Source organism: Myxacorys almedinensis A, from assembly GCF_010091945.1.
Lineage (GTDB): Bacteria > Cyanobacteriota > Cyanobacteriia > Leptolyngbyales > Leptolyngbyaceae > Myxacorys > Myxacorys almedinensis.
The window spans coordinates 138,306-163,359 of record NZ_WVIE01000009.1 but is presented as its reverse complement, the minus strand read 5'-3'; the positions used below and the strand labels follow the sequence as shown (position 1 = coordinate 163,359).

The following is a 25,054-nucleotide window of genomic DNA, read 5'->3' as shown; positions in this document are numbered from 1 at the left end:
TATGCGATCGCAGCAGATTCATGGTTATTTCTTCACAGCCAAACCTCCAACTCCGAAAGCCTTCTAAGGTTGAAGGCATCAAAGACCGCAGCAATCTACTGCGGGAACCCGTCGCGTCTGAAGTGTTGCTTGACACAACCCATTTCACTGAAGATGCGATTCAACTGCTCAAGTTTCACGGCTCGTATCAGCAAGACAATCGGGATAACCGCGTCAAAGGGCAGGAAAAAGATTACTCGATGATGCTGCGGACTCGCACACCGGGTGGCTTTGTGCCGCCGCAGCTTTATTTAACCCTCGATCGATTGTCGGATCAATATGGCAATCACACACTGCGGATTACGACACGCCAGGCGTTTCAACTTCATGGCATTCTCAAGAAAAATTTGAAGCAGACGATCGCTGAGATTGTTCACAATTTAGGATCAACGCTGACCGCCTGCGGGGATGTCAATCGTAACGTTATGTCCCCGGCTGCGCCTTATCGCAACCGCCCTGAATACGATCTAGCGCGTACCTACGCCAACAATGTTGCCGACCTGCTAACGCCTCAATCGGGAGCCTATTACGAAATTTGGCTAGACGGCGAGAAAGCGGTTTCTGGAGAAGAAGATCCCGAAGTGGTGGCGGCGCGCAAGCGCACTATCAACGGGAGCAATGTGGAGGGTTCGATCGAGCCGATTTATGGCTCACACTACCTGCCGCGCAAGTTCAAAATTTGCGTCACGGTTCCCGGTGATAACTCGGTCGATTTGTTCTCGCAAGATCTGACCCTGGTGGTTCTAACCAACGCTCAAGGAGAGCTTGAAGGCTTTAATGTGTTGGCAGGGGGTGGCTTAGGGCGGACTCACAATAAAGAAGAAACCTTCCCCCGGCTTGCTGATCCGATCGGTTACGTTGACAAAGCGGATGTCTACGATATGGTCAAGGCGATCGTGGCTACGCAGCGCGACTATGGCGATCGCAGTGATCGCCGCCATGCCCGAATGAAGTATCTGATCGCCGATTGGGGGCTGGAGCGATTTTGCGCCAAGGTCGAAGAGTATTTTGGTCAAGCGATCGCGCCCTCTAAACCCTTGCCAGAGTGGAAATATCTCGATTTTTTGGGCTGGCATCCCCAGGGCGATGGCAAGCTATTTTTAGGGCTTTCGATCCAAAACGGGCGAATTAAGGACGAAGGCGGCTTCAAGCTCAAGAGCGCGCTGAAGCGGATTGTCGAGCGATTTAATCTGCCAATCATGCTGACGCCGAGCCAAGATGCCATTTTGTTTGATATCGATCCGGCAGATAAAAGCAAGATTCAAGGCATTCTCGATCGCGCAAAAGTGGCTCGCCCTAAAAAACTCGATTCGCTCGTCCGCTATTCGATGGCATGCCCAGCGCTGCCCACCTGTGGGCTAGCAACCGCCGAATCTGAGCGGGTGATGCCCAGCATTTTAAGCCGGGTGCGATCGCTTTTAGATCAAGTTGGGTTGCCGGATGAGCATTTCTTCCTGCGGATGACCGGCTGCCCCAACGGGTGTGCACGTCCCTATTTGGCAGAGTTGGCGTTTGTGGGAAATGGTCCAAACACTTATCAAGTTTGGATGGGCGCGGCTCCAAACCAAACGCGGCTAGCAAAAGTGTATCTAGAAAAGCTGAACATTGATGATCTAGAAACTACTTTTGAGCCAGTGTTTACTTACTTTAAGCAGGATCGAAAACCGGGTGAAAGTTTTGGTGACTTTTGCGATCGCGTTGGGCTTGATGCAATTCATCAATATGTCGCGGCTCATTGATTCCGGTTCGCTGATCTAATTTCATTCTCTGCTGCGTAAATGAGGGCGTCACCACCGCCCTTTTTAGTTTTTATCGATCAGGAGAAAACTCAGCGAATGGATAGCTAATTCAAGCCAAAGTACCAAGTTATCATAGTAAAACAAATGTCTAAATCTAGAAGCGAGATGTTTCAGCTATGCCAACTATTGACGTTAGAGCCGCTACAAATTCCGCTATTGAGTATCTAAGATACGTGCAAGATTTAGTAGGCAACTCTTCCATGCAAGATTTAAGGCTTGAAGAAGCTGAATTGTCAGACGATAAGAATGCTTGGTCAATCACGCTTGGATATGATGTCAATACTAAAGAAGTAGTGCCTACGTTGGGATTGGGTAGCGGAATCAGTAACCCTACAAGATATCGGCGAGAGTACAAAGTGTTTAAAGTTAATTCAGAAACGGGTGAAGTAGAAGCAATGAATATCAGAAAAGTATGATTGGTGAGATCCAAGCCCTTTTTGCTCGATATCGTCAGAAAGGAATTCTTGTTGATACAAATATTTTACTTCTCTACTTTGTTGGCAACGTTAATCGGGAACGAATATCAAGATTTAACCGCACTGAGAAGTTTTTGCCAGAAGACTTTGACCTTTTGTTGCAAATTTTAGAGTACTTTCAAACGAGAGTTACTACCCCAAATATCCTGACTGAAGTTAATAGTTTGGTGAATCAACTTGGAGAACCAGAACGCTCTCAATGCTACGGAGTTTTTGCACAGCATCTAGAAGTTTTAGACGAGTTTTACATTGCGAGTAGTGAACTAGTCCGTTCAGAAAAATTTGCAAAGTTTGGGCTAACAGACAGTAGCATTTTGCAGTTAGCGCAGAATAGATATCTAGTGCTAACAGATGACTTACGGCTAGCAAGTTATCTTCAAAATAAACAAATCGACGTGATTAACTTTAATAATATTCGGACGTTTGGATGGAACTGATTTGAACCTATACAAATGGCTCAGCTACAGCGCTTAGTAATTTCAGCCTCGCAAAAACAAGCTTCGATCGTCATTCTCAAACCTGAACAGCAGCATTATCTTTATCGTGTATTGAGGCTAAAATCTGGCGATCGCTTCATTGCTATGGATGGTCAAGGCAACAGTTGGTTAGCCGAATTGCAACCCGATCACGCGGCTTTAATCGAACCGATCATTTTTCAATCCGAATTACCGATCGCTGTAACATTGATGCTGGCATTGCCTAAAACCGGATTTGATGATGTCATTCGCCCCCTGACCGAATTAGGCGTTGCCTGTGTTGTGCCGATCATCAGCGATCGCACGCTGCTAAATCCTAGCCCCAACAAGCTAGAACGCTGGCGGCGCATCGCTCAAGAAGCCGCCGAACAATCTGAGCGGCAGTGTGTCCCCGCCATCCTCGATCCGCTCTCGTTCTCTACTGCCCTACAGACGATTGACGCCAAGCAACGCTTGATTTGTGCTGCCAGGGGAGCGTCGCCTCATTTGTTAACCTGTCGGTTGGTGGCTCCGTCTGTGTGTGTTGCGATCGGGTGTGAAGGCGGATGGACAGATGCAGAAATTGATCGTGCGATCGCATCTCAATACCAGCCCGTTTCTTTGGGTCGTCGCATTCTGCGAGCCGTAACCGCGCCTATTGCTGCCATGGCACTCCTCGCTGGAGCGCAAGAATCCCGCGAGATGACATAGCCGAGGGGGCTTTTTGGGAAATCTTGAAGCGATAGGGAAAACTTGGGCTTCCAACGCATCCCTTCGCCGTTTCCCTTTTCCTCCCTTCTTCCTATGCTCGATCAACTCGCTGCTGCCTTCGATCGTCAAGACTACAAAACGGCTGCTTCCCTGCTAAAAGCCTTTCTCAAAGACTCTCCTCAAAACCCGTGGGGGCACTTTTATCGAGGTAAATTGTCCGAAGCCTCTGGAGACTGGGAAAACGCGAGAAAGCTCTATCAGCAAATTTTGCGAGAAGCCCTCAATCCTAAAGTTGTGGTTCAGGCGCGGCAGGCACTTGGGCAAATTGATGCATTAGAGCAAGCGAAACATCAAGCCGCGATCGCTCAGGCAACTGCTGATCCGCAAGATGCCGAGCTAGGCATGTTGATCCTTGAAACAATGGCATCTGCGGCTAAACCAACGGCGGCTCAAGCATTTGCCCAAATCATGAAGATCGACCCCTACACGGCTCGGCTGCAATTGCCCAACAAAGGATGGAAGCTTTATCGAATTGGTGCGATCGGCGAACTGAGGCTATATGGGCAGCAGCTTCAAGCCGCCAACATCCCTAGCTTTTGGGCAAGTGTAACTGACGTTCAAACCTTTTCTGTCTTTCAGGTGCATCACTTTCAAGACTATGAACCTGATGCGCTCGCCGTTTGTGAAAACGAACAGGGGCAGCTAGGAATGCTCAAATTTGCGTGGGCAGAAGTCAGCCAACGAGTAGAGGGAATGCTACCCGTGTATGAGCGAGTGGTGGATATTTCGCCCCGTAAAGGCATTGAGCGCCAGCGCAAAGAACAAACTCAGGATTTTGCCCGCATTTGTGATTTGCATTTACCTGGAAGACGGTGCATTTTGCGGCTTTGCGATTGGAAATACAGGTTTGATCAAGGCATCGAGTTTGCAGCACTAGGTAAAGATGTCATTGAGCTAGATCAGTTCGTCAATCGTTTGCATTGGAATAGCTTGACCTCGTTTCTTAACGATTTACTGCCCAATAAACCGGTTTGGTCAGAGTTTACAAGTTTTGCAGAAACCGTCATTGATTTTCCAGTGCTGCTGCAAAAACTACCCTCTAATATCCATATGTTTGGGCAAGAATCTAGCCTTTGGAACTCAGCGTTTCATCTCTACAGCAATCTTGCAGCCGTTCGCTGTCGGTAAAATCTGGGCGCTCACGATCGCTAATCTTTTTCTGCGGGAAAGCGATCGGGTGGGGTGCTTTTAGAGGATGAGTCAATCAGCCTGGCTTTCGATAAAATCTTTCTATAAAATATTGAAGGGTTCGACCAATGTGGCGAACCCTCAGAACAGTAGTTTTGTTGGATTGTAGCTGGTTTGATCAATCGTGTTCAATCAAAAAACTAAGTAGGGTTTACTGGGCATCACACCAAATTACTTGCAGCCGCCTCTCAGCCGATTCAGGCTGTGCTATTAGCTTGGCGTTCTCTCGTCTCAAGGGAGCGGAATGTGAAGGGTAAGTGGAGAGATACCGGAAGCTAAAAATGATGAGGTTGTTGCGACTGGAATTAACTGTTGCGATCGCGATTAAAGCAGGAGGCACAAGCTTTAATCTAAAAACTTTTTGAGAAGCAAGTTGGCTTCCTGTGTGCCTGCATTTAAATTAGCATTCGCTACCGCTGCGATCGCGCCTATTTCACCAAAGTTAATATCTGTTCACCCGTCGCAATCATCTTCTAAAGCTAGTTGAACTTCTAACGAAGCAGCGCCTCCCAGGTTGAAGGACCCACGATTCCATCTGGCTCTAGGTTCAACTGTCGCTGAGCCTCTTCTACCCCTGCCAGGGTCTCATCACCAAAGACTCCATCTACTTCGCCGCTAAAGACTCCGATCGCTCTTAGCCTCGACTGCAAACCAATGACTGCCGCTCCTCTCGCTCCTCTTCTTAAAATTGGATAAGGCGTAGGAGCAGGATTAGCCGGGGCTGAAGGCGTAGAAGGCTGGCTGGGAGCGGGAAGAGTAGCGCTGATAGAGGTGGGCGGAAATAATCTGTTCCAGGTTGCTTGCCCGACAATGCCATCTTGCTCGACGCCGGCCGCCTGCTGAAACCGAGTCACTGCTTCTGCTGTGTTGTTGCCAAATACGCCGTCTACAGCCCCGTTAAAAAATCCGAGCAATGTCAAGGTAGACTGCAATTCGGTCACTTCTGCCCCTTGGCTGCCCTCTCTGAGGAGCGATCGCGTGACGCCTCCAATTTGGCTTAGCGCGGCGGTTGGCACTAAACAACTGGCAATGAGCACCCCTACTAGGAGGCTGTAACGTTGCCAATGTGCCTGTTTTGCCGTGGTGTGCATGAGTCGGGCTACAAAAATTGCGGTTAGCTTTCGCGGAAATTCCATCTATTTAACCTCAGCCAGTGGGAAGACGTGGAAAAACGAGCGTATGGTTGGAAATTGTTCGCCCCAATTATAGAGGTAAATTCCAAATGTAGCGCATTGGCTCTAATAAATTAGAAAAATTCTACTACATGTTGAGAGTTTTGCTGGAAAGTCTTTTTTTGAGTTGCCTGTTGAGTTGCCAATGCATCAGCCTGGTTTAGACTGACGTACTCATCGTCTAAATGCTCCCAGCCCTAAGCTCGGAGGATAGGCAATCGATCGAAAGGCATTAGTCCTGTTTTACGATCTGCAACCGAGGCTGCGAAATTCCTACAGATCAGCGAAGATTGAACTACACCAAATTCTAGAGTGCTTCAATCATGCAGTATGGGCTTCTCAATCGGTTTCAGGCAACGCTGCTGGGTGCCGCGATCGGAGAAATGATCGGGCAGCAAAGTTTGCCCATGGGTTCATCGAGTGGTCAACTTGGCTCATCAGGTTTTGGGGGGTCGCTGCTGCCAGTGACTCAGTTTTATGCCGAGTCTTTGATCACGCCCAACCGCCTCGAAAACCCATCTGATCCAGTCTTTCAACTGCCCCTCAATACTGCCGAAGCCGCGATCGCACTCCTCCCCGTTTTTCTGTTCTTTCATGAAGACCCCCGGAAACTTCGACAAAATATTCAAGACGTGCTAGAGGTTTGGCAGACGGCTGAGGTTTCTCCACCGGATCTCTTGGCGATCGCTCATCCCCTTTCTCAAGCACTTCTAGAAACGCTAGACGTGCCGACCTGTATTCCCCAAACCCTGATAGCAAGCAGGTTTGAGACCTTACCGATGCTGCAATTTGCTCCAAAAAATAGGCTTCAGCACGTTCAAACTCTGTTGGCGCAGCCCATTGGGTTGGAAGAGGCGGTACGATCAATTGTGGCTCACTGCGATGAATCTGCACCCTCGGCAGAAGCGTGCATTGCGATCGCGCTTTATTGTTTTTTAAGCACGGTTGGAGATTTCCGACTTTCGCTATTGCGCGCAGCACAGGCAGGTTACCAGCCCTCGCTAGTCTGTTCCCTCACGGGGGCGCTATCGGGGGCACACAACGCTACGATCGCCATTCCCATTGAGTGGCGGCTCCAAATGGCGGATGAGACGCTAGAAACCATGCTCCGTCTTGCAACTCAGCTTTTTGCTCAGTGGTCAGGAGTTCATGACCTCGCTTGCTCTGAGTCTCTGCTATTCGTTGCTGCCCCTCGCGCGATGCACAACCGCCCGATCCGCAGGGCTTGAAATCGGGATTATTTTTTGCCCCTATTTCTATAATGAAACGAATGGCAGTATACGGATAAGCGTGGTATTTAATAGAACTTACGCACCGTCCTTGAAAGCAGAGCGATTGGGGCTGTCAACCTTGAAATTGTCAACTAGGATTGACAGCTAAGAGTCTTCATTAAAGGCGTCACCGTTAGATTTGACTTAGCGATCGCATCAGCCTCTTACCTTTCTACCTCTTACTTTTCTACTTATAAAAACCTCTTACCTTTCTACTTATAAAACAAAAAAATACAACAAAAAATAAGTAGTCAAAACATACTCTAAAGGAGTCGATCAATTTCCGGTGTCTTAGCTCTAGCGCAGTAACGTCCGTTCACCCTGATGTTTATTAACCTGATACGTTTGCGATTATGCGATCCTTTCGGTCATTGACTCGGCGACTTCAACAGGTGTGCATTCAGTGGGGTTGGCATCTCCATCGCGCCGTTTCGATTGATCATCTGCAATATTTTTTCGTTTCTATCACATCGATCAATCGAGTCAAAACGCTTCGCAAACGGTTAACTCATAAAGATGGTGTTCCCCAAGTAATCCGTCAAGGCTTTGCAGGGCAAATGGCGCTGGTTCTCGCTGCTTTATCCCTCACCAGTGCTTTAGGACACGGCTTTTACAACCAGCCTCAGCTTAGCGTTGGCAAGCTTGCCCCCCAAACGATTCAAGCGCCCGTAGACGCCACGGTAGAAGACAAGCCCGCCACAGAAGAAAAGCGAAAAAAGGCTCGTACAGTTGCGATCGCAGTTTGGATGCTCGATTCCACCACGACAGACCGCATCCGGCAAGAGGTGCAAACCGCGCTCGTCAAGGGCGCACGGTTGCGGCAGCAAGTGGGAACGGTTCCGTTTGCCGATCCACGGCTGCTCTCGGAGGCAACTCAGAAATATTTGCGGCGTGCCGAAGAGCGGGAATGGCAACAGATTTTAGAAGCGGCTCAACAATCGTCTGAGCAAAACGACTCCACCACGCTCAGCGATCCGTCGCAATGGGGCGCAATGGTAGACTTGCAGCTACATCGCCCCCGCCCGCAAATCTTTTCAAAGCTTGTAGAGCAAATTACCCAGGCACGACAGCAGTATGCCACAACACTCAGTGCCTTTCAAACTCCGGCAACCCAACCAGTGTATGACTTTTCCATTTTAGACATTCCAGAACCGATGTGGCAAAAGATGCAAAGTGAAGTGCTGCAAACGAGTGAACGAATGTTGGTGCAGGGCATTCCGCCTGGGTTGCCATCGAGCCAGGTGGAAAGAGCGATCGCGCTCAATTTAGACATTGCGACGCCGCCCGAAACGCGCGAGATTGCCACAAAACTTCTCCTCAGCACCCTGAAACCAAACTTGATCAAAGACGAGGAGCGATCGCGCCTGCAAGCCGAGAAAGCGGCGCAAGATGTTCCGCCAGAACTGGTCAGCGTCCGCCGAGGCGAAGTGATTGCTCAAGCGGGGCAGCCGATTACCCCTCAAGATTTTTTGCTGCTCGATTATTTTCAGTTGAGCCGTCGAGAAACTCATTGGGCAGGGTTGGTAGGCTTTGGGGTTCTCGTCGGTGGGGCAGTGGTGGTGTTTTGGCAACTTGAGCAACGCTTTCATCCGGAGGGGCTGCGAAATCGGGACTATTGGCTGGTTTGGTTGATGACCCTCAGTACGCCTGTGATGGTGATGCTGGGTCTTCCTTCGACCAACCTACCCGCGATCGGGCTGTTGATGAGTACGTTCTATGGCTCGGTGTTGGCGGTTCCGCTCGTGGGTCTGCTCAGTGGGCTGATTCCGATGGGAATGACGATCAGCGTGAGCCAGTGGTTGCCAAGTGCCGCCGGAGGGTTGGTCGCGGCGATTTTGGGCAGACGCATGCGATCGCGCGAAGAATTGGCGCTGCTGGGGTTGGCGATCGGGTTGATTCAGGGCATGCTCTATCTCGTGATCGGGGCTGCTTCTGGCGTGGTGTGGTACGGGTTGATCGGCAAAGCGATTTTGTATGCGCTGCTGGGGCTAGCGTGGAGCATTGTTGCCAGTGGCATCAGCCCTTATCTAGAACATGCGTTTGATGTAGTCACCACTATTCGGCTTGTCGAGTTATCCAACCCAAATCGCCCCTTGCTTAAACGCCTCGCCGCCGAGACGCCTGGTACGTTTCAACACACGTTATTTGTGGCAAATCTGGCTGAGGCGGCTGCCCGCGACCTTGGCTGCCATGTCGAACTGGTGCGAGCAGGAACGCTCTATCACGACATTGGTAAGATGCACGATCCGCTCAGCTTCATCGAAAATCAGATGGGGGGTCCTAACAAGCATGATCTGATCAACGACCCGTGGCAAAGTGCTTGCATTATCAGAAAGCATGTTACCGAAGGGATCGTCATGGCGCGAAAAGCCCGGCTTCCCAAAGCGGTGCAGGCGTTTATTCCAGAGCATCAAGGCACGATGGCGATCGCTTATTTCTACCACCAGGCTCAAGAATGGGCAAAAGCCGATCCCACAATTCGGGTGAACGAGGCAGACTTTCGCTACGAAGGACCTTCGCCTCAATCGCGAGAAACGGCGCTAGTGATGTTGGCAGATTCGGCAGAAGCCGCCCTGCGATCGCTCAAAGAAGCCACTCCCGACGATGCCTTGAATATGCTCAATAAAATTTTGGCGGCGCGTTGGAAAGAAGGGCAGCTAGATGACTCTGGGCTGACTCGTGAAGAAATGTCTAAAATTGCTCAGGTGTTTGTCCAAGTATGGCAACAGTCTAATCATCAGCGAATTGCATATCCGAAAGTGGGAAAATCGTAGCGCGAATCAGGCTCTCTGAGCATATGCCATATCAATTGCCTGTTGAATAAACTCATCTTTTGCCGTGCTATCGCCTGATTCTGTAGTCGATAAACATTGCCTAAGCTTCCTAATCCGGCGGCTTCTCCAAACGGATCAGACGGCTGACGCGCGATCGCAACTGCACTCTCTTTTCCACAATTCGGCTCTGTTTGTTCACCACAAAGGATCGCGATCACGCTGGATGATCTGGATGACAGAGTTACCATCACGATTTCTGACTCGATGGATCGTGATCTGTTCACCCAAAACTTAGCAAAATCGATCATTGATTTGTGAATAAATCAGCAATTACTAATAGCCACATTTTGAGATTAAAACTGTATCGTGATCTACAATCTTCTGCACGTCATTATGCGTACCAAACCCCTTAAAACCCGTAGTGTTTGATGCGGTCTCAAGACGACGATCGTTTTGCTTAACGTTTTATATTAAATTTGACAAGACCTACAGTCTTTCCTATATTGATTTCATCCGAAGACTCCGAAGACGAAGTGCAGAAAGATTAACTCAGCTACCGTCTAAAGAACGAAATCTTTGACGCTCATCGTAATATTAGGCGATGCGCAGACTTCTTTTGACTTGGCAAATAAAATTCGCGGGCATACAAACGAAGTCTACCTTCGTGGACTGCTTTCTCAGGTTGACTGTGAGTGTGCGGAGGCACGCTTTGGCTGGATTAGGAGCGGTTTTAACTATCAAGTTTAAAGTTGCATATCACCTAATATCGTTCTAGCAATCTCTGACTCAAGGAGTGGAAATGCTTAGAAAGCTCAGGCTGGGAACTCAATTTACGTTGCTACTCACTCTGATTTTTCTAGGTGGAACAATTCTGAGTGGAATTACATTGTCACGGGCAATGCAGCACAAAGCCGAGGATGAAGTTTCAACAAAAGCTGAAATCCTGACTCAAACTATGAATGCAGTCAGAAGCTATACCAGTGAACACGTTGCGCCTCTGCTTCAAAAACAGTTAGAGACCTCGCCCAAGTTTATCAGCGAAACCGTTCCGGCTTACGCCGCCCTAGAGGTCTTTGAGAATTTCCGCAGCCAGCCTGAACACCGCAATTACATCTATAGAGAAGCGACCCTCATTCCCCGATCGTATCGATTGGACTTAGACCAAAAAGCAGGTGAAATTGCCTGGGTCGGCGTGAATCACATCACGGTTTATTCCATGCTAGAAGACCGTGAACTGCGCGGTTCAGAACTCGAAGAACGCTGGATTCCGCTTCAAGACAATGCCTACATTCTGCCGCCAGAAGAACAGGCAAACGATCCAGTCCAACGAGACATTCAGGATATTCCTAAAGTTCTCAAGTCGATCGAGCAATCTTGGCGCGATCCAGTTTCGTTTAATCGTCAGACCGCAGACTATTTGGTTGAATTACTGATTGAGAAAGCAAAGCTCTGGGATCACAGGCAGCGTGCAACCGTTAATTTCAAACTAGAGCAGGTTGCAGATATCGCCGCGATCGATCTTCTAATTACGGGGGTTGAAAGCAGTCTGTGGCTAGGTGAGCGATTCGCCCAAGATTTAACCCTGCTATTCCCCTCGCTTAGCGTCAAAACCATTTCTGCCAATCAGCTTTTACAACGATTGCAGTATGACTGGAAAGGGTTGCGTCTGGGTAAAACCTCGATCGTGCTGGCGATTAGTCAGTCTGGGCAGACCTTTCCGACCTTGCAAGCGACCAACGCTCTAGAAGAACTCCGCCGCCAAGGAAGTATCAGCGAACTCTTCATTATGACGGGAGAGATTTGTAGTCTGATGGGAACTGCGATCGCACAGTTGTTGGAACAACCGCAAGTGGCGAACTGAACCGATCTTCAGATCATCAGCAACTGATTCGGAGTAGTCAGAAATGGGCATGGCACATCCTAGAAACTCCCTTAGCTTGGGGAATTCATGCGCTCTATATTCTGATTACCGTAGGATTGCACGCGCCATTGGTTCAAACCTTATTTCGTGCGATGTTTGGCGTTGCAAATTTGCCAGTTCCTACGTTGTTGCTCCCATTGCTCACAGTGGCAGATATCTTGCTCTATATTTTTGGTCCTTGGCTTTGGAGCTTGGGACTGCGCTCTGTGCAGAAGAGACCCCTCCTAGCCCGTACCGGAAAGCGATCGCTTGTGATTGGCGATGTGCCTTGGGTTCATCAACTCTTGAAAGTGTATGTCAGCAAACTATTTTCACTCAGCTACGGTATCGCTTCCCTAGACGTTCATGGTGCGAATCCACAAGATCATATGCTGCACCATTTTGGTCATCGAGTCGTCAGAGGGACGTTAATCTTCTTAGGAGTCCCCGATGGGCGACGCAGCCCGACGCAAAAAGAGAATGAAAGTGCAATCATCATGACGGGCAAGCAAGCAACTGGAGTCCGAAATTTAGATACAGGAGCAGAAATCATCGCCTTGGGGCACAACAGCGCGATCGCACATCAAGGCTTTCAAGACGCGATTATTTTGTCTAGTGTCTCGCCTGTTTTGATTGAGTCGAATGACAGTCCTCTCGAACGACAGATCACGCTGGGGCAATTCCGAGAAGCCCGGTTTGATTCATTTGAGCGATTGTTGGCAAGCTACGTCTTTTTCTGGGCATTGGCAAAACAGGTCGCGTCTTTTCCCTTGCTGCGATATCAACATTGGAAGTCCCAAAGCCGCACCCGCATTATGACAACCGCTGCCCCTGTTTCACGCGCCACACTCAACCTCTCAAAGCGCCCAATGGAGCGAAAGTAGCAGCAGTTGTGTCAACATACGTTATCTTGCGATCGCCGGAACCAATGATAGGGTTCTACCACGGTTTGTTGTTGAACTGAACGATCGCCAACTTTTTTCAACAGTTCTCAATTCTCACAAACGGCAGCATTGTTTTAACAATAGCTCTGCGATCGCGAATATCATCAGCCGTATGACTGGAAATTCGATCTCTAACATTGACAGATTAATTCGCGCAAACGGGACTGCAAAAGAGAGATGAGTTCAGTGCAAAAATCGCGGATTTGTTTGAGATGTTCAATCAAGCTCATGACAACTTAGATCAAGAGCAACTCCTTTATTCTCCTGTTTATACCGCCGATAAATCAGCCCTGCCAAGAAGCGGGGATGAAATTCGCACTCTTCGGTTAACCTGCGCCTAGAGGAATAGGAAACTAGGGGGCGGTTAGGGTCTAAGGCTAGATACAAAATGCTGGATTTGCAGTAGACAATGCGATACGTTCCTCTCAACCGTAAGTCAAACGTCTGACTATAGAAAGCTTTATGGCAAATCCTGTCGAGTTTAATTTGTTTGCTCCTTATAACAAGGAAGCCGCGATCGTCGGTTCGTTTTCAGATTGGAACGAGATTCCGATGCAGAAAGGCGACGATGGCTATTTTCGGGTCACGGTCGATTTAGAAGATGGGACGCACGAATACAAGTTTCGAGTGCGATCGAAAAGCTGGTTTTTTGAGCCAGATGAGTGGGTCGATGTCACCGACCCCTACGCCACCGATGTGGATGGCAAAAGCTCTAGCGAAAATTCTATCGTCCAGATTCACGGCGGCGATCGCACGGTTGATCACTATGTTTGGCAACATGACGATCAGCCGCTGCCTGCCGATCGTGAGCTTGTGATCTATGAACTGCACATGGCAGATTTTTCGGGTGGCGAAGACGATCCCAAGGTGCGGGGCAAATATGTCGATGCGATCGCAAAGCTCGATTATTTGTCTGAGTTAGGCGTAAATGCGATCGAGCTAATGCCGCTCAAAGAATATCCAGGGGATTATAGCTGGGGCTACAATCCACGGCACTTTTTTGCAACCGAATCGAGCTACGGTTCCACCGCCGATCTCAAGCAATTTATAGATGAGTGCCACGGTCGCGGTATTCGCGTCATTATGGATGGAATTTATAACCATTCTGAAGCCTCCGCTCCGCTCACCCAGATTGATCACGACTATTGGTATCACCATGAGCCGCGCGACCCAGATAACAATTGGGGACCCGAATTTAACTATGAATTTTATGATGATCAACTAGATACCTATCCTGCTCGTCGCTTTATTGGGGATACCATTCGCTATTGGGTTTCCGAATTTCATCTCGATGGCATTCGCTATGATGCTGCCCGACAGATTGCCAATTATGATTTCATGCATTGGATTGTTCAGCAAGCAAGAGAAACAGCAGGAGGAAAACCGTTTTATAACGTTGCCGAACACATTCCTGAAACCACCAGTATTACCAATGCCGACGGCCCGATGGATGGCTGCTGGCACGACAGTTTTTATCATTGCCTGCTAGAACACATGACTGGCGAAGTGTTCGACCTAGAACGACTCAAAGATGCGATCGATTGCAAACGTCAAGGATTTATGGGCACAACCAACGTGGTCAACTATCTGACCAATCATGATCACAACCATGTGATGGCAGAGTTGGGCGATCGCCAGATTCTAGACGAAGCCGCTTTTCAACGGGCAAAATTGGGTGCTGCCGTGTTACTGACTGCCGTAGGCGTGCCCCTTATTTGGATGGGCGAAGAATTTGGTGAATATAAACACAAAGTGCAAGAGCAAGCCAAGATTGATTGGACGCTGCTAGGGGGCGATCTCAATCGCGGGCTGTTTGAGTATTACAAAGGTCTGATTGCATTGCGAAAAAGCAATCGCGCGCTCTACACCGAAAACATCAACTTCTTCCACGAAAACCCAGAGGCAAAAGTGCTGGCATACACGCGGTGGAATGACGAAGGCTCGCGAGTTGTGGTTGTCGCCAATTTTTCAGAGCAGTTCTTGGCAGGATATACAGTGCCAGATTTTCCAGAAAATGGAACGTGGCACGAATGGACAGGAAACTATGATGTGGATGCAAATGATAGTTCTCTAATGACTGACCTGGGTGCGTTTGAGGCAAAAGTGTTTGTCTGGCAGTGATTCTTGACTTAGCATTGCTCATCCCATTGGTCACAACAAACAGAGCAGATAGACGGATTTAAACCCTTTATCTGCTCTATTTGGTGTTAGTTGATTTAGGCTAGCAGGGCTACTTTGCTGTGAGCCGAGGAAAGGGGTTGTTAGCAGATAGCGTCACGAATGGAGCGACATTCGTGATCTCAGGAAAGAACAGATCTTTGTGCTGCTACGAAACCTTTGTGAGGCTTTTTGTTAAAGCAGGTTTACGTGATGGGTTAGGTAGCGCGTCTGGATTGAGCGAAACGCTGATCGCAGACTGACTCGGCAAAATCATGTCGCCCATGATCGACTGAGCCAACATCCGACGATACAAGTCGCTTAGCTGAGCCGCTACTCCTGTCCAACTAAAATTCTGTTGAACCCGCTCAGATGCCCGCTTTCTGAGCTTTCTCGCCCATAGTTCATCGCTCAAAATCCGCTCGATCGCAGCGGCAAAAGCAGTTTCATCTTGAGGCGGAACCAGCAATCCTGTTTCTTCAGGAACAACGCTAAATTTTAGTCCACCGACATCGGATGCAACTACCGGAGTCCCACAAGCCATGGCTTCGATCGCAACTAACCCAAATGGCTCATAGTGGCTAGGAATGACACACACATCAGCCGCCGTATAGTAGAGCGGCAAGCGATCGTGCCCTACTCGTCCGGCAAACGTGGTGTGTTCTGCTAATCCTAATTCACCAACAAGTTGCTCAATGCGTTGGCGTTCTTGCCCGTCGGGTTTTGTTGGGTCGCTGCCGCCCACGATCACAAGGCGTAAATTAGAGGCATCTACAGTGTTGCGCTTAATGAGTTGAGCCGCTCTCACGAGTGTTTCGATTCCCTTGCGCGGATCAAATCGCCCGACATAGACGATAACTTCATCCGTTGGCTTTAACCCAAGCTGGAGCCGAGCGTCTACCTTAGGAATTGCGTAAAATCGGCTAATATCTGTTCCACAAGGAATCACTTCAATATGTCCCAAATCAGAAACGAGCGATCGCAGCATGTCTGCTTCCTGCGGACTCGTGGCAACGGTGCAATGGGCGTTTTCTAAGATGGCTTTCTCAACCGCTAATCGGGTCTCTGCGATCGCAGGACGATGGGGCACAGCTTGATACTTCACCGCCCCCAGCGAATGATAGGTATTAATCAACTGAACATTGTGGGTTTTTTGTACCTCTAGCCCCACCCAAGCCGACATCCAATAATTCGTGTGAATTAACGGATAGTGATGCTTGGCTTGGTACTTGTGAAACTCTTCCACAAATTGCGGCATATACTCAAACAAGCGATCGCGGGGGACGAATTCTTCTGGTCCTGCGCTCAGACGAATGGTGCGGCAATGAGGGTTGTGCTGCACGATCGTCGGATCGTCTGCTTTTGCCTTGCGGGTAAACATATCCACCTGCCAACCCAGTTTCGACAGGGCTTCTCCAACTTGCCGCACATAGACATTTTGCCCGCCCGCTTCTTCCTTGCCAATCTCAGCCGCCGGATCGCCATGATCTGAAATGAGTGCGATCGCTTGTCGATTTGGCGTTTTCGAGCGGGGCGCAAAAAACGTCGATTGCGACGCCGTAGACCCACTAGTGGATGTAAGTGACTTTCCGTTTACAAATACCATAACGTTCACCTCATAAAGACGAAGTAGAGGCGATAGGGAGGGCGAACCACAGCCAACTTAGCCTATTGCCTCGTTTGGACAAAAAACGGGTTATCAGACCTCTTTACAACCTTAGCCAATCCCAAACGCTGAGGGTAGAGCGCAAATAGCGAACCACCCAAAGCAAAGTTGGGACAAAAAAAGGCGGATGCACTTGCTCCACCTGGCTAATTTCGTCTGTCTGACAGAGTGCTTAAGCTCAACAAGCGACCATTTTGCTTAAATCGTTCACCCATCAACTGACGGTAAACAGTTTCATAGCCATCGGTCATTTGCTGAACGCTGAATTTATCAATCACCTGCTGGCGACAGGCGCTGCGATCGAGATCAGGAACTTGATCTAGTGCTGCAATGCAATCATCAATCGACTCGCACAAAAATCCGCTCTTTCCGTGAGCAATGACTTCTGGTGCAGACCCTAGATTCATACCAATGACAGGCGTTCCGGATGCCATCGATTCCACCATCACCAAGCCAAACGGTTCACGCCAAGTGATGGGGAAAAGGGTAGCATACGCATTGCCCATTAATGTGTTTTTCTGAACATGATTGGCTTCGCCCAAATACTCAATCTGGTCGCCATCAATGTGGGGCTTAAGTTCGGTTTCGTAAAATTCTTGATCAACAATATCAACTTTTCCTGCCATCTTGAGCCGCCAGCCTGTGCGCTTGGCAATCTCGATCGCAATATGAGGACCTTTCTCCGGCGACAACCGACCTAAAAATGCTAGATAGGGCGGATCAGACGGCTCAGCATAGAATTTGTAGCTGTCTACATCAATGCCGTTATAAACCGTGGCAACGCAGTTTAGTTTCAGACGAGCCTCTCGCTGTGCGTCTGAGATACTCACAAATGGCTGCTTGTGAGCATGGCTAAACATCTTTTCATTATCTGAAGTAAAAACGCCGTGCAGCGTGTGAACGGTTGGGGTTTTTGTAAAGTTTGCATAAGGTAGAGCCGCACAACCCATGTGAGAATGAATCACATCAAATTCGTGAGCGCGCTCGTAAACCTGGGTTAGCTGAAGCATCTCATAAATTTGATACTCCTTCACGAGGGGATCGAGACGCACTGCACGAGCATGAACTGACTCAAGCTTTGCCAGGGTCAACGAATCGCCAGTTGCAAACAGTGTGACTTCATGTCCACGGCGCACTAGCTCATCGGTTAGCAAGCTCACGACCAACTCAATACCGCCATAGGCTGGAGGGGGAACCCGCTCCCATAATGGCGCAACTTGAGCAATCCGCATGTAAACCTCCTACAAGGTTAATGATTCCAAAGTTAATAGTTCGGTAGCCTCATTACGAGTAAAAGCGTGCCTGCATGGGCATGAAAGCGCAGGGTCGCTAAGATATGTTTAAGATAAAACTCATATTTTGCCAAGACGGAAATTTCGACTTGACAAATCAAAAAGTGTCTTCCGTCTCACACTCGTAATATATCGAAGGTTACAGGAGTGGCTAGGCAAAAGTACTGACCTAGTGGTAGATTTCGGAGCGGCTACCAGACTGATTTTTCGGAATTATATCTCAGTCGGAATATATATCTGTATGACCTTGGAGAAGGATTCGTGTGTTCTCAAATCTAACCGTACTTCTCCGTGTTCGGTTATTACGCCATCGGTAACAATAGCAGGGTGCGATTTTTGGGAGACTGATTTTAGCGATCGCAGCTAACACTATTTGTAAACCAGAGTTTTTTGCAAACGAGGATTTTAGCGATCGCAGTCAAGCTGATCTTTCCTCAACTTCAAATGGCGATAATCCGAAGACGTGCAATTCTGGCATTAAGTTCGTACGTTAGCGCAAAAAAGAGCATCTGACCGACAAATCTCAGCAACTTGGCAAAAACTTTGCTAAAGCTACGCCATCTAGCGTATTCGACTTCTCGATCCAAGCACCTTCTGATTTGCCTCCTTATCATCCTGCTCTGCCCAAGAAAAAAGTGCATGTATGACGATTTGTCCTTAAATCAATACTTCTTGCAATATATTGACGTACTTGTTCAACATTTCTCTAGTTAGATGAGGCTAGATCCGATTTTTACCCTCCCAACTTACAACTCTCCCAACCTTGCGCCCATCTTGAATATCAGGGTCGAGCACCGATCCTGCCCGCGCTTGAATGACGATGCAGTACAAGTTTTCTGCGGGAGAGGTGTTTCGCCAGCAACGTTCCCCCTCACAATCAACTTTCACAACGGTGCCTTCGGTCACTGAAAACACTGCATCATCAACCTGAAACTCGCCCTCGCCCTGGATAAAAATATAAATTTCTTCGTTCAAGCAATGCGTGTGATAAAACGAGAGAGATTTTCCGGGCGGGAGGGTATTGAAAGAAATTTCTGTGCTGCTGAGGTTGAGCCGCTCCTTCAAAAATACTTTCCCTTGGACGGTGAGAGGAACGGTAGTTGCCTTGAAGGTAAATTGCGCTAGCTCAGAGAAAGCTCCAAGATTGACAACTGCAAAGTTATTACCTACTTTAGTATCCATAGCTTTCTAAATCTTAAATTGCAAGTTAAAAGTAACACTATCAAAATAACTTGTAAAATGCAAGCAAACAGTTCAAGGTTTAGGTTCATAGTTTATGCAAGAGCGTCGTTCGAGTTGCCCGATCGCATGTACGTTAGACCTGATTGGCGATCGCTGGACGTTGCTGATCATTCGCGACATGCTGTTTCTGAAAAAACAACGATTTGATGAATTCTTAGACTCGCCTGAAGGAATTTCAACCAATATTTTGACTGATCGGCTCAAAAAACTAGAACACCTTGGCTTAGTTTCTAAACAGCCTTACAGCGCCCATTCTCGTCGCATGAACTACCATCTGACTGAGCAAGGAGAAAGCCTACGCCCGGTGCTAAAAGCGATTGCCAAGTGGGGACTCAGCAATGTTTCAGAAACTCAACCTGCGATCGCACTTCCCTTCTCTCCCCCTCCTCTGTTGCCTTCTTCTCCATCCTTGCCCCTCGCTCAGACCGATGAACCTTTGCTGGATTGAGGAGAAGCCTAGTCCAGTTCATCGTTAGTAAAAAATTGCCCCAAACACAACTTGTACACCAGAAAGCCACGTTAGAATGGCAAAGGCTTATTCAGACTTTTACCCGCAGACTAACGACGAGTCTAAACCTGTCATTTCGAGGTGGGAAGAGTCGTCGAGGTAGCAGCCAACCTCGTGATCTATCGTCCATCGATTATGCAGAGGAGAAAACTGTGTCTGTCGAAACTATTGAGCAGCGCTCAACGTCAACCGTCCGTAAACCTGCCCCCCGCTATCGCGTGTTACTTCATAACGATGACGTTAACCCCATGGAGCATGTGGTGCAGGTGTTGATCCAAACCGTGCCCAGCCTAACTCAGCCTCAGGCAGTCAACATCATGATGGAAGCTCATGTAAATGGGCTTGCCTTGGTGATTACTTGCGCTCAAGAACCGGCTGAGTTTTACAGCGAAACTCTGAAAATGCACGGTCTAGATAGTACAATCGAGCCTGACGAATAGCGCCCCATCCGACGACATTATCCGACGACGACATTGAAACCCAATTTTACCCAGATCGCTCAGTTTCCAACTCCTGCCCGGATTGGGCTATTTGTCGTGATGCTGTTGCTGATGTGGGTTCCGATCGCGTTGCCGATCGATTGGTTTGTGAGCGCTACTTATGGAAACACTGAAGCGGCTCGCAACCTTGTCACCATTTTAACGATGCCCCTGCTGTACGCTGAGTTTGTTCTTTTGGTGGTGCTGTGGGGGCGCTTTGTTTACGGTCAGACTAATCTTTTCAAGCGCTATGGCTTTCGGCAGCCCCGCAAAAATCTTCGCGATGTCGTTCGGGGGGTGAGTGTCGGTCTGCTGAGCTTGCTGCTGATGTTTGTGCTGCAAAGTGCCTTTGGCTGGGTGGTCTGGCAATTTCCTCAACCCACTTTTGCGCGGATCTTTCTAGAGGGGGCAGGCGTTGCGATCGCGTACGGTGTGGCAGAAGAATTATTATTTCGCGGCTGGTTATTAGATGAACTTCAGCGCGGCTATTCGGCGCAAACGGCTCTTCTCACCAGCAGCATCATTTATGCGGCACTGCACTGCATCCGCCCACTGCAAGAATCGATTCAGTTTCCAGCGCTGATTATTTTAGGTCTGATCTTGGTGTGGGCAAAGCGGCTCACTCAAGGGCGGCTGGGGCTGTCGATTGGGTTTCACGCGGGGCTGATTTGGGGCTACTACATCGTCAATGTGGGGCAGTTGGTGACCTATTCAGACCAGGTTCCAGAGTGGGTAACCGGGATTGGTCGAAACCCATTGGCAGGAATTGTGGGCATTTTCTCCCTTGGTGCGATCGCACTTTGGATACGGGGGGCTGCCCGACGCCAGGGCAGAGTGGGCATGTCTTAGGAGGCTTAGAGTGCTGCGAAAAGCAGTGTATTCTAAAGACAAAAATTTCAGGATATTTATGCAACTCGATCCGCGAACGGCGGCTTCTTTGTCAAAACTACGCACGATTTCTCACGTTCTCGACAATGCGATCGCACTTCCCGGAACGCGCTATCGCGTTGGGCTTGATCCCGTCTTAGGATTGCTGCCTGGCGGCGGAGATATGATCGGCGCAATTCTTTCGATCTACATGGTGTGGGAGTCGGCTCAACTGGGGGTGCCACCTGCTACCGTCACGAAAATGGTCTCAAATCTAGTTTTAGACGCGGCACTCGGTTCGTTTCCTGTGGTGGGAGACTTTTTTGATGCAACGTGGAAAGCCAACAGCAAAAATCTTTCCCTCTTAGAAGCTCACTTAAATGCCCCAAACGTTGAGAAAAAAGCCAACCCAGCGTTTGTCCTGTTGCTGCTAAGCGGCTTTTTAATGCTTGCGATCGCGCTGGCTGCCCTCACTGGAGTGATCATCGCCCTGGTCTGGAACGCCCTCTTTCAATAAAACCTCAACTTGAGACTTCCCACAAGTGGAATCGACCCTAGTCCAAAGAGGGCTATCTTCGATGGCGTAAGTCCTGTGCAATAATAGTTCGGCTGTTTCTCACCGCATCTGATGGCTCCAACGACGAAAACTGCCAAATCTCTCACCCTCGCTGACCTTGACCAAGATTTAGACCTTGGGTTTCAGCTTCCCGACCCAAACGATGAGGAGATTTCAGAGATTGACTTTCGGCAGCAGATCGAGCGGGCTTGGCAGGTGTGCGATCGCTTTGATTTGCAAACCGATATTTGGCGCGGACAGATTTTGAGAGCGGTGCGCGATTGGCACTGCCAAACTCCGAAGGATCGCGAAAAGCAACGCGGCGACGGGCGCGGAGCCGGATTTCTCAACTGGCTGCAAGATCGAGAAATTAGCAAAACCAGTGCCTACAGCTTGATCGAACTGGCGAACAGTGCCGATACGCTGCTGGAAACCGGCTATCTTGACGCGCAAGATGTCAACCGGTTTAGCAAACGGGCGTTTGTTGAAACCGCGCAGTCGGCTCCGGAAGTGCAGCAAATGGTGGGAGATGCCGCAAAACGCGGCGATCGCATTACCCGCCGCGAAGTCCGCCAACTTTCAGACGATTGGTCGGCAATGTCCTCTGATCTGTTGCCCGAAGAACTTCGTGCTAAAGTCACCGATCAAACGATTCCGACGCGCTATGTTGCACCGTTAGTTCGCCACTTAGAGAAACTGCCCGAAGCCCATCAAGCCTCGATTCGTGAAGCGATGGCAGACCATCCTGATTTGGATACGCTCAAGCAGGCAACGGGTGAAGCGCGATCGCTCTGTCGCTATCTCGAATCGGCTGCCCACGTCCAAGCGCTTGATGATCTCGATATGGAGCAAGCCTTAGAGGAAGCTTTGCGCCTCGGATGCCTCAATACCACGGCAGAAATTGTGAACCAAGCCGCGCAGTTAGAAGGTGCGATCGCAAAGCTCTACACCACCTGGAAACGCCTGAACAGTCTATCTGAGCGGCTTTACGTGGATACCGGAGCCAGCACCCCAAACCTCCGCACACTGTTGAAATCCTTAGAGCGGTTATCGGGCGAAGAAATTGAATTCTTTTTTGGTGATCCCAGAGGCGACAAATTTTCGCGCACCATTCGATTGAAATTAGAAGCAGATTTAGCCCTAGATACTGGAACTTGGGAAGCCTCCTAAAGCGTTGCTCACCGGTTACCGCCCCGAATGTTTCGCCACACAACACGCGGATCAAACCACTGTCGGTAGCGATCCGCTACTTCCTTGCCGACAATCAGTACCCCAATCCAAAATATTATTTTTGTGCCACATAAAAAGCGCCACCGCCGTTGCTGCCTTTTGCGAAAGCGGTAGTCTCATAAACGGCACAGCAAACGCCAATCCCCATGGCACAAACGAAACTATGATTAGCCCAATTCCCACCTTTCTCATTAACTCACCCTAGTAAAATCGGTGCCATTCTAGAATGAGAACATTAATTCTTAATCCCTGTAGTCGCAATGCCTCGAATTAGCTGGCGCTGACCGATCAAAAACAGCACAATCACCGGAATTGTCGCAATCACCACAGCAGCCATCATCAGCGCCCAACTGTTTGTAAATTGTTCTTGAAAACTGGCTAACGCTAACTGCACCGTTCGCAATTCTGGGCGAGTTGTAAACACCAAGGGCTTAAACAAATCATTCCACTCGCCAATAAACGTAAACAAAAACAAGGTCACCAACGCCGGACGAGCCAACGGCAACATAATGCGCCACACCACCTGCCAGCGATTTGCCCCGTCTAACATTGCCGCTTCTTCTAACTCTACCGGAATGGTTTGAAAATATTGCCGCATCAGGAAGATGCCAAATCCATTCGCTGCTGTCGGTAAAATCAACGCACCGTAAGTGTTAATTAAATGTCCCCATTTCAGCACCAAAAAAATTGGGATCACAAGAATTTGAAACGGGATGACTAGCGTGGCTAGAACTAGTAAAAGCAATGCTTGTTTGCCCCGAAATTTGAGTCGTGCTAAAGCGTAGCCTGCCAACGCCGACGTGAGGATCTGCAACGCCGTCACCGCTAGGGCAACCAGCGTCGAATTGGCAAACGCCAGCAGAAACCCGCCGCGATCCCAGGCAACTCGATAATTTTCTAACGTTATCGAAGCAGCCCCAACCTGATCTCCAGTAGGCATCAACGACGTTATCAGGACAACGCCCAACGGCAGCAGCACGACTCCCGCTCCGATCGCCAGCAACATAAACCAAAAAATCGGCGTTACAGATTTAGGATTGATTAGGCAGAAGAATCGATCGCGGTTCATATCATCGGGAAAACGGCTTTGCTAGAAAATTAGCATTTCTACACGTTACACTAACCCTTGACCGGCTCAGACTCAAAAAATGGCGTTTTACCTGTCTAAAGCACCACGATAGGGAGAATTTAAGGATTTTCGGCTCCATCCTTAGCCTGAGACGGTAAAGTGTAGGTTAGGAGCTAAATCGGAGTTAAGCCAACCCCCCGCTTTTCCCTAACCCCGAACCTTAATCGGCATGTGCCGATGTTGTCGTGACCAGGAGACACCGAATTTATGCCGCAACTTGAGGCGACCCCAGAATTAGATTTCCAAAGTGAAATCTACAAAGATGCGTATAGCCGCATTAATGCGATCGTGATCGAAGGCGAACGCGAAGCCCACGATAATTATCAACAGTTAGCCGAATTGCTTCCAGACGAGAAAGATAATTTATTAGGTCTGGCGAAGATGGAAAATCGCCACAAAAAAGGCTTTGAAGCGTGTGGAAAAAACTTGAAAGTAACGCCAGACATGGAGTTTGCCCAAGCGTTCTTTTCTCGATTGCACGATAACTTTCAAGTAGCCGCCGCAGAAGGCAAAATTGTCACCTGCTTACTGATTCAGTCGCTGATTATCGAGTGTTTTGCAATTTCGGCATACAACATCTACATCCCGGTTGCTGACGACTTCGCTCGAAAAATCACTGAAGGCGTTGTCAAAGATGAGTATCTACACCTCAACTTTGGCGAAGAATGGCTTAAGGCAAACTTTGAAGCGTCTAGGGCAGAGTTAGAAGAAGCCAACCGCCAAAACCTTCCTCTGGTGTGGAAAATGTTGAATGAGGTCGAAACCGATGCTCACGTTCTGGCAATGGAACGAGAAGCCTTGGTCGAAGACTTTATGATTCAGTATGGTGAAGCGCTGAGCAACATCGGCTTTACGACACGCGACATCATGCGAATGTCAGCCTATGGGCTGTCGGCTGTCTAAGTTTATGCCTATCGGCTGTGGGAGAAGAGATTCTCATAGCCGATTTTTACCTGCCTAAGCGTCTAGCTTTAGGCTAGGAAGGCTGCGCTCCTCTAGACTTCGCGTTGCGAACTCCTGTAGAGCTTGGCACAAATGATCGTAAACCCCAATCTCCGATTACGACTTCCCCTGATCTCTTTTTTGGTTTTACTTTTTTAGTTTTAGATCTTTCAACACCTGGATCTCAGGCTCAAATC

23 protein-coding genes are annotated in these 25,054 nt (G+C 48.9%); 16 read left to right on the top strand and 7 right to left on the bottom strand.

The features are described 5' to 3' along the window. The first annotated feature begins 20 nt into the window (after positions 1-20). The 5 genes from sir to GS601_RS09990 all read left to right on the top strand — a co-directional run bounded on the left by sir (position 21) and on the right by GS601_RS09990 (position 4,668). Entirely contained in the window at positions 21-1,778 is a 1,758-nt protein-coding gene (sir, locus tag GS601_RS10010) for a sulfite reductase, ferredoxin dependent (RefSeq protein ID WP_162423130.1), read from the top strand. Between the two features lie 176 nt (positions 1,779-1,954). Continuing rightward, the gene (locus GS601_RS10005) at positions 1,955-2,254 is read left to right on the top strand and encodes a hypothetical protein (RefSeq protein WP_162423129.1); all 300 of its coding nucleotides are present in this window, start codon (positions 1,955-1,957) and stop codon (positions 2,252-2,254) included. Further along, complete coding sequence (locus tag GS601_RS10000) at positions 2,251-2,751, top strand: PIN domain-containing protein (protein WP_162423128.1); 501 nt, start codon at positions 2,251-2,253, stop codon at positions 2,749-2,751. Before GS601_RS10005 ends, GS601_RS10000 begins: the two co-directional genes overlap by 4 nt. Before the next feature lie 15 nt (positions 2,752-2,766). Then, positions 2,767-3,480: a 16S rRNA (uracil(1498)-N(3))-methyltransferase gene (locus GS601_RS09995; RefSeq protein WP_162423127.1), complete on the top strand. Its 714-nt coding sequence runs from the start codon at positions 2,767-2,769 to the stop codon at positions 3,478-3,480. Positions 3,481-3,573: 93 nt separating this feature from the next. Continuing rightward, positions 3,574-4,668 carry a tetratricopeptide repeat protein gene (locus GS601_RS09990; RefSeq protein WP_162423126.1) on the top strand — a complete coding sequence of 365 codons (1,095 nt, stop codon included), beginning with the start codon at positions 3,574-3,576 and terminating at the stop codon, positions 4,666-4,668. 551 nt (positions 4,669-5,219) lie between these two features. Here the strand turns inward: GS601_RS09990 and GS601_RS09985 are convergent. Next, complete coding sequence (locus tag GS601_RS09985; protein WP_162423125.1) at positions 5,220-5,864, bottom strand: peptidoglycan-binding domain-containing protein; 645 nt, start codon at positions 5,862-5,864, stop codon at positions 5,220-5,222. 359 nt (positions 5,865-6,223) lie between these two features. Here GS601_RS09985 and GS601_RS09980 point away from each other — a divergent pair, with 359 nt between their 5' ends. Together GS601_RS09980 and GS601_RS09975 are read left to right on the top strand one after the other, a co-directional pair. Next, positions 6,224-7,129 carry an ADP-ribosylglycohydrolase family protein gene (locus GS601_RS09980; protein ID WP_162423124.1) on the top strand — a complete coding sequence of 302 codons (906 nt, stop codon included), beginning with the start codon at positions 6,224-6,226 and terminating at the stop codon, positions 7,127-7,129. Between the two features lie 395 nt (positions 7,130-7,524). Next, positions 7,525-9,945 carry an HD family phosphohydrolase gene (locus GS601_RS09975; protein WP_162423123.1) on the top strand — a complete coding sequence of 807 codons (2,421 nt, stop codon included), beginning with the start codon at positions 7,525-7,527 and terminating at the stop codon, positions 9,943-9,945. Here the strand turns inward: GS601_RS09975 and GS601_RS23170 are convergent. Continuing rightward, positions 9,909-10,163, bottom strand: coding sequence for a hypothetical protein (locus GS601_RS23170; protein WP_238393189.1), 255 nt, complete (start codon positions 10,161-10,163; stop codon positions 9,909-9,911). The genes GS601_RS09975 and GS601_RS23170 overlap by 37 nt on opposite strands. 581 nt (positions 10,164-10,744) lie before the next feature. On the opposite strand from GS601_RS23170, the gene GS601_RS23165 reads away from it, so the two are divergent. The 3 genes from GS601_RS23165 (at position 10,745) to GS601_RS09965 (ending at position 14,910) form a co-directional block, all read left to right on the top strand. Next, on the top strand, positions 10,745-11,806 hold the full coding sequence (locus GS601_RS23165) for a c-type heme family protein (protein WP_238393188.1): 1,062 nt from the start codon (positions 10,745-10,747) through the stop codon (positions 11,804-11,806). 128 nt (positions 11,807-11,934) lie between these two features. Beyond that, the gene (locus GS601_RS23160; RefSeq protein WP_238393187.1) at positions 11,935-12,729 is read left to right on the top strand and encodes a hypothetical protein; all 795 of its coding nucleotides are present in this window, start codon (positions 11,935-11,937) and stop codon (positions 12,727-12,729) included. 522 nt (positions 12,730-13,251) lie between these two features. After that, complete coding sequence (locus GS601_RS09965; protein WP_162423122.1) at positions 13,252-14,910, top strand: alpha-amylase family glycosyl hydrolase; 1,659 nt, start codon at positions 13,252-13,254, stop codon at positions 14,908-14,910. 205 nt (positions 14,911-15,115) lie between these two features. Here the strand turns inward: GS601_RS09965 and GS601_RS09960 are convergent, their stop codons facing one another. The 3 genes from GS601_RS09960 to GS601_RS09950 form a co-directional block, all read right to left on the bottom strand. After that, entirely contained in the window at positions 15,116-16,552 is a 1,437-nt protein-coding gene (locus GS601_RS09960) for a glycosyltransferase family 4 protein (protein ID WP_162423121.1), read from the bottom strand. Positions 16,553-16,758: 206 nt separating this feature from the next. After that, the gene (locus GS601_RS09955) at positions 16,759-17,844 is read right to left on the bottom strand and encodes a glycosyltransferase family 4 protein (protein WP_162423120.1); all 1,086 of its coding nucleotides are present in this window, start codon (positions 17,842-17,844) and stop codon (positions 16,759-16,761) included. Positions 17,845-18,624: 780 nt separating this feature from the next. Next, complete coding sequence (locus GS601_RS09950) at positions 18,625-19,086, bottom strand: cupin domain-containing protein (protein ID WP_162423119.1); 462 nt, start codon at positions 19,084-19,086, stop codon at positions 18,625-18,627. 94 nt (positions 19,087-19,180) lie between these two features. On the opposite strand from GS601_RS09950, the gene GS601_RS09945 reads away from it, so the two are divergent. The 5 genes from GS601_RS09945 (at position 19,181) to GS601_RS09925 (ending at position 22,726) form a co-directional block, all read left to right on the top strand. Next, the gene (locus GS601_RS09945) at positions 19,181-19,594 is read left to right on the top strand and encodes a winged helix-turn-helix transcriptional regulator (protein WP_162423118.1); all 414 of its coding nucleotides are present in this window, start codon (positions 19,181-19,183) and stop codon (positions 19,592-19,594) included. 212 nt (positions 19,595-19,806) lie between these two features. Next, a complete protein-coding gene (gene clpS / locus GS601_RS09940) occupies positions 19,807-20,094 on the top strand; it encodes an ATP-dependent Clp protease adapter ClpS (RefSeq protein WP_162423117.1) in 288 nt (95 codons plus the stop codon). A gap of 33 nt (positions 20,095-20,127) precedes the next feature. After that, the gene (locus GS601_RS09935) at positions 20,128-20,982 is read left to right on the top strand and encodes a CPBP family intramembrane glutamic endopeptidase (protein WP_162423116.1); all 855 of its coding nucleotides are present in this window, start codon (positions 20,128-20,130) and stop codon (positions 20,980-20,982) included. 58 nt (positions 20,983-21,040) lie between these two features. Continuing rightward, complete coding sequence (locus tag GS601_RS09930; protein ID WP_162423115.1) at positions 21,041-21,517, top strand: DUF4112 domain-containing protein; 477 nt, start codon at positions 21,041-21,043, stop codon at positions 21,515-21,517. A gap of 111 nt (positions 21,518-21,628) precedes the next feature. Further along, complete coding sequence (locus tag GS601_RS09925) at positions 21,629-22,726, top strand: hypothetical protein (RefSeq protein ID WP_162423114.1); 1,098 nt, start codon at positions 21,629-21,631, stop codon at positions 22,724-22,726. A gap of 51 nt (positions 22,727-22,777) precedes the next feature. Here GS601_RS09925 and GS601_RS09920 read toward each other — a convergent pair whose 3' ends face one another. Both GS601_RS09920 and GS601_RS09915 read right to left on the bottom strand, forming a co-directional pair. Beyond that, positions 22,778-22,978, bottom strand: coding sequence for a transporter suffix domain-containing protein (locus GS601_RS09920; RefSeq protein ID WP_162423113.1), 201 nt, complete (start codon positions 22,976-22,978; stop codon positions 22,778-22,780). Between the two features lie 43 nt (positions 22,979-23,021). Beyond that, positions 23,022-23,855 (bottom strand): carbohydrate ABC transporter permease, encoded by an 834-nt coding sequence (locus GS601_RS09915; protein ID WP_238393186.1) that lies wholly within the window; start codon positions 23,853-23,855, stop codon positions 23,022-23,024. A 267-nt stretch (positions 23,856-24,122) separates the two neighbouring features. On the opposite strand from GS601_RS09915, the gene GS601_RS09910 reads away from it, so the two are divergent. Then, entirely contained in the window at positions 24,123-24,818 is a 696-nt protein-coding gene (locus tag GS601_RS09910) for an aldehyde oxygenase (deformylating) (protein ID WP_162423112.1), read from the top strand. Positions 24,819-25,054 lie beyond the last annotated feature (236 nt).

What these genes read in the sequence shown, in the direction of transcription:
- GS601_RS09945 (WP_162423118.1), top strand. Translation starts at nt 19,181, where the DNA reads ATGCAAGAGCGTCGTTCGAGTTGCCCGATCGCATGTACGTTAGACCTG.
- GS601_RS09950 (WP_162423119.1), bottom strand. Translation starts at nt 19,086, where the DNA reads ATGGATACTAAAGTAGGTAATAACTTTGCAGTTGTCAATCTTGGAGCT.
- GS601_RS09925 (WP_162423114.1), top strand. Translation starts at nt 21,629, where the DNA reads ATGGCTCCAACGACGAAAACTGCCAAATCTCTCACCCTCGCTGACCTT.
- GS601_RS09985 (WP_162423125.1), bottom strand. Translation starts at nt 5,864, where the DNA reads ATGGAATTTCCGCGAAAGCTAACCGCAATTTTTGTAGCCCGACTCATG.
- GS601_RS09910 (WP_162423112.1), top strand. Translation starts at nt 24,123, where the DNA reads ATGCCGCAACTTGAGGCGACCCCAGAATTAGATTTCCAAAGTGAAATC.
- GS601_RS09990 (WP_162423126.1), top strand. Translation starts at nt 3,574, where the DNA reads ATGCTCGATCAACTCGCTGCTGCCTTCGATCGTCAAGACTACAAAACG.
- GS601_RS09980 (WP_162423124.1), top strand. Translation starts at nt 6,224, where the DNA reads ATGCAGTATGGGCTTCTCAATCGGTTTCAGGCAACGCTGCTGGGTGCC.
- GS601_RS09965 (WP_162423122.1), top strand. Translation starts at nt 13,252, where the DNA reads ATGGCAAATCCTGTCGAGTTTAATTTGTTTGCTCCTTATAACAAGGAA.
- GS601_RS23165 (WP_238393188.1), top strand. Translation starts at nt 10,745, where the DNA reads ATGCTTAGAAAGCTCAGGCTGGGAACTCAATTTACGTTGCTACTCACT.
- GS601_RS09975 (WP_162423123.1), top strand. Translation starts at nt 7,525, where the DNA reads ATGCGATCCTTTCGGTCATTGACTCGGCGACTTCAACAGGTGTGCATT.
- GS601_RS09920 (WP_162423113.1), bottom strand. Translation starts at nt 22,978, where the DNA reads ATGAGAAAGGTGGGAATTGGGCTAATCATAGTTTCGTTTGTGCCATGG.
- GS601_RS09955 (WP_162423120.1), bottom strand. Translation starts at nt 17,844, where the DNA reads ATGCGGATTGCTCAAGTTGCGCCATTATGGGAGCGGGTTCCCCCTCCA.
- GS601_RS09915 (WP_238393186.1), bottom strand. Translation starts at nt 23,855, where the DNA reads ATGAACCGCGATCGATTCTTCTGCCTAATCAATCCTAAATCTGTAACG.
- GS601_RS09930 (WP_162423115.1), top strand. Translation starts at nt 21,041, where the DNA reads ATGCAACTCGATCCGCGAACGGCGGCTTCTTTGTCAAAACTACGCACG.
- sir (WP_162423130.1), top strand. Translation starts at nt 21, where the DNA reads ATGGTTATTTCTTCACAGCCAAACCTCCAACTCCGAAAGCCTTCTAAG.
- GS601_RS09960 (WP_162423121.1), bottom strand. Translation starts at nt 16,552, where the DNA reads ATGGTATTTGTAAACGGAAAGTCACTTACATCCACTAGTGGGTCTACG.
- GS601_RS10005 (WP_162423129.1), top strand. Translation starts at nt 1,955, where the DNA reads ATGCCAACTATTGACGTTAGAGCCGCTACAAATTCCGCTATTGAGTAT.
- GS601_RS09995 (WP_162423127.1), top strand. Translation starts at nt 2,767, where the DNA reads ATGGCTCAGCTACAGCGCTTAGTAATTTCAGCCTCGCAAAAACAAGCT.
- GS601_RS10000 (WP_162423128.1), top strand. Translation starts at nt 2,251, where the DNA reads ATGATTGGTGAGATCCAAGCCCTTTTTGCTCGATATCGTCAGAAAGGA.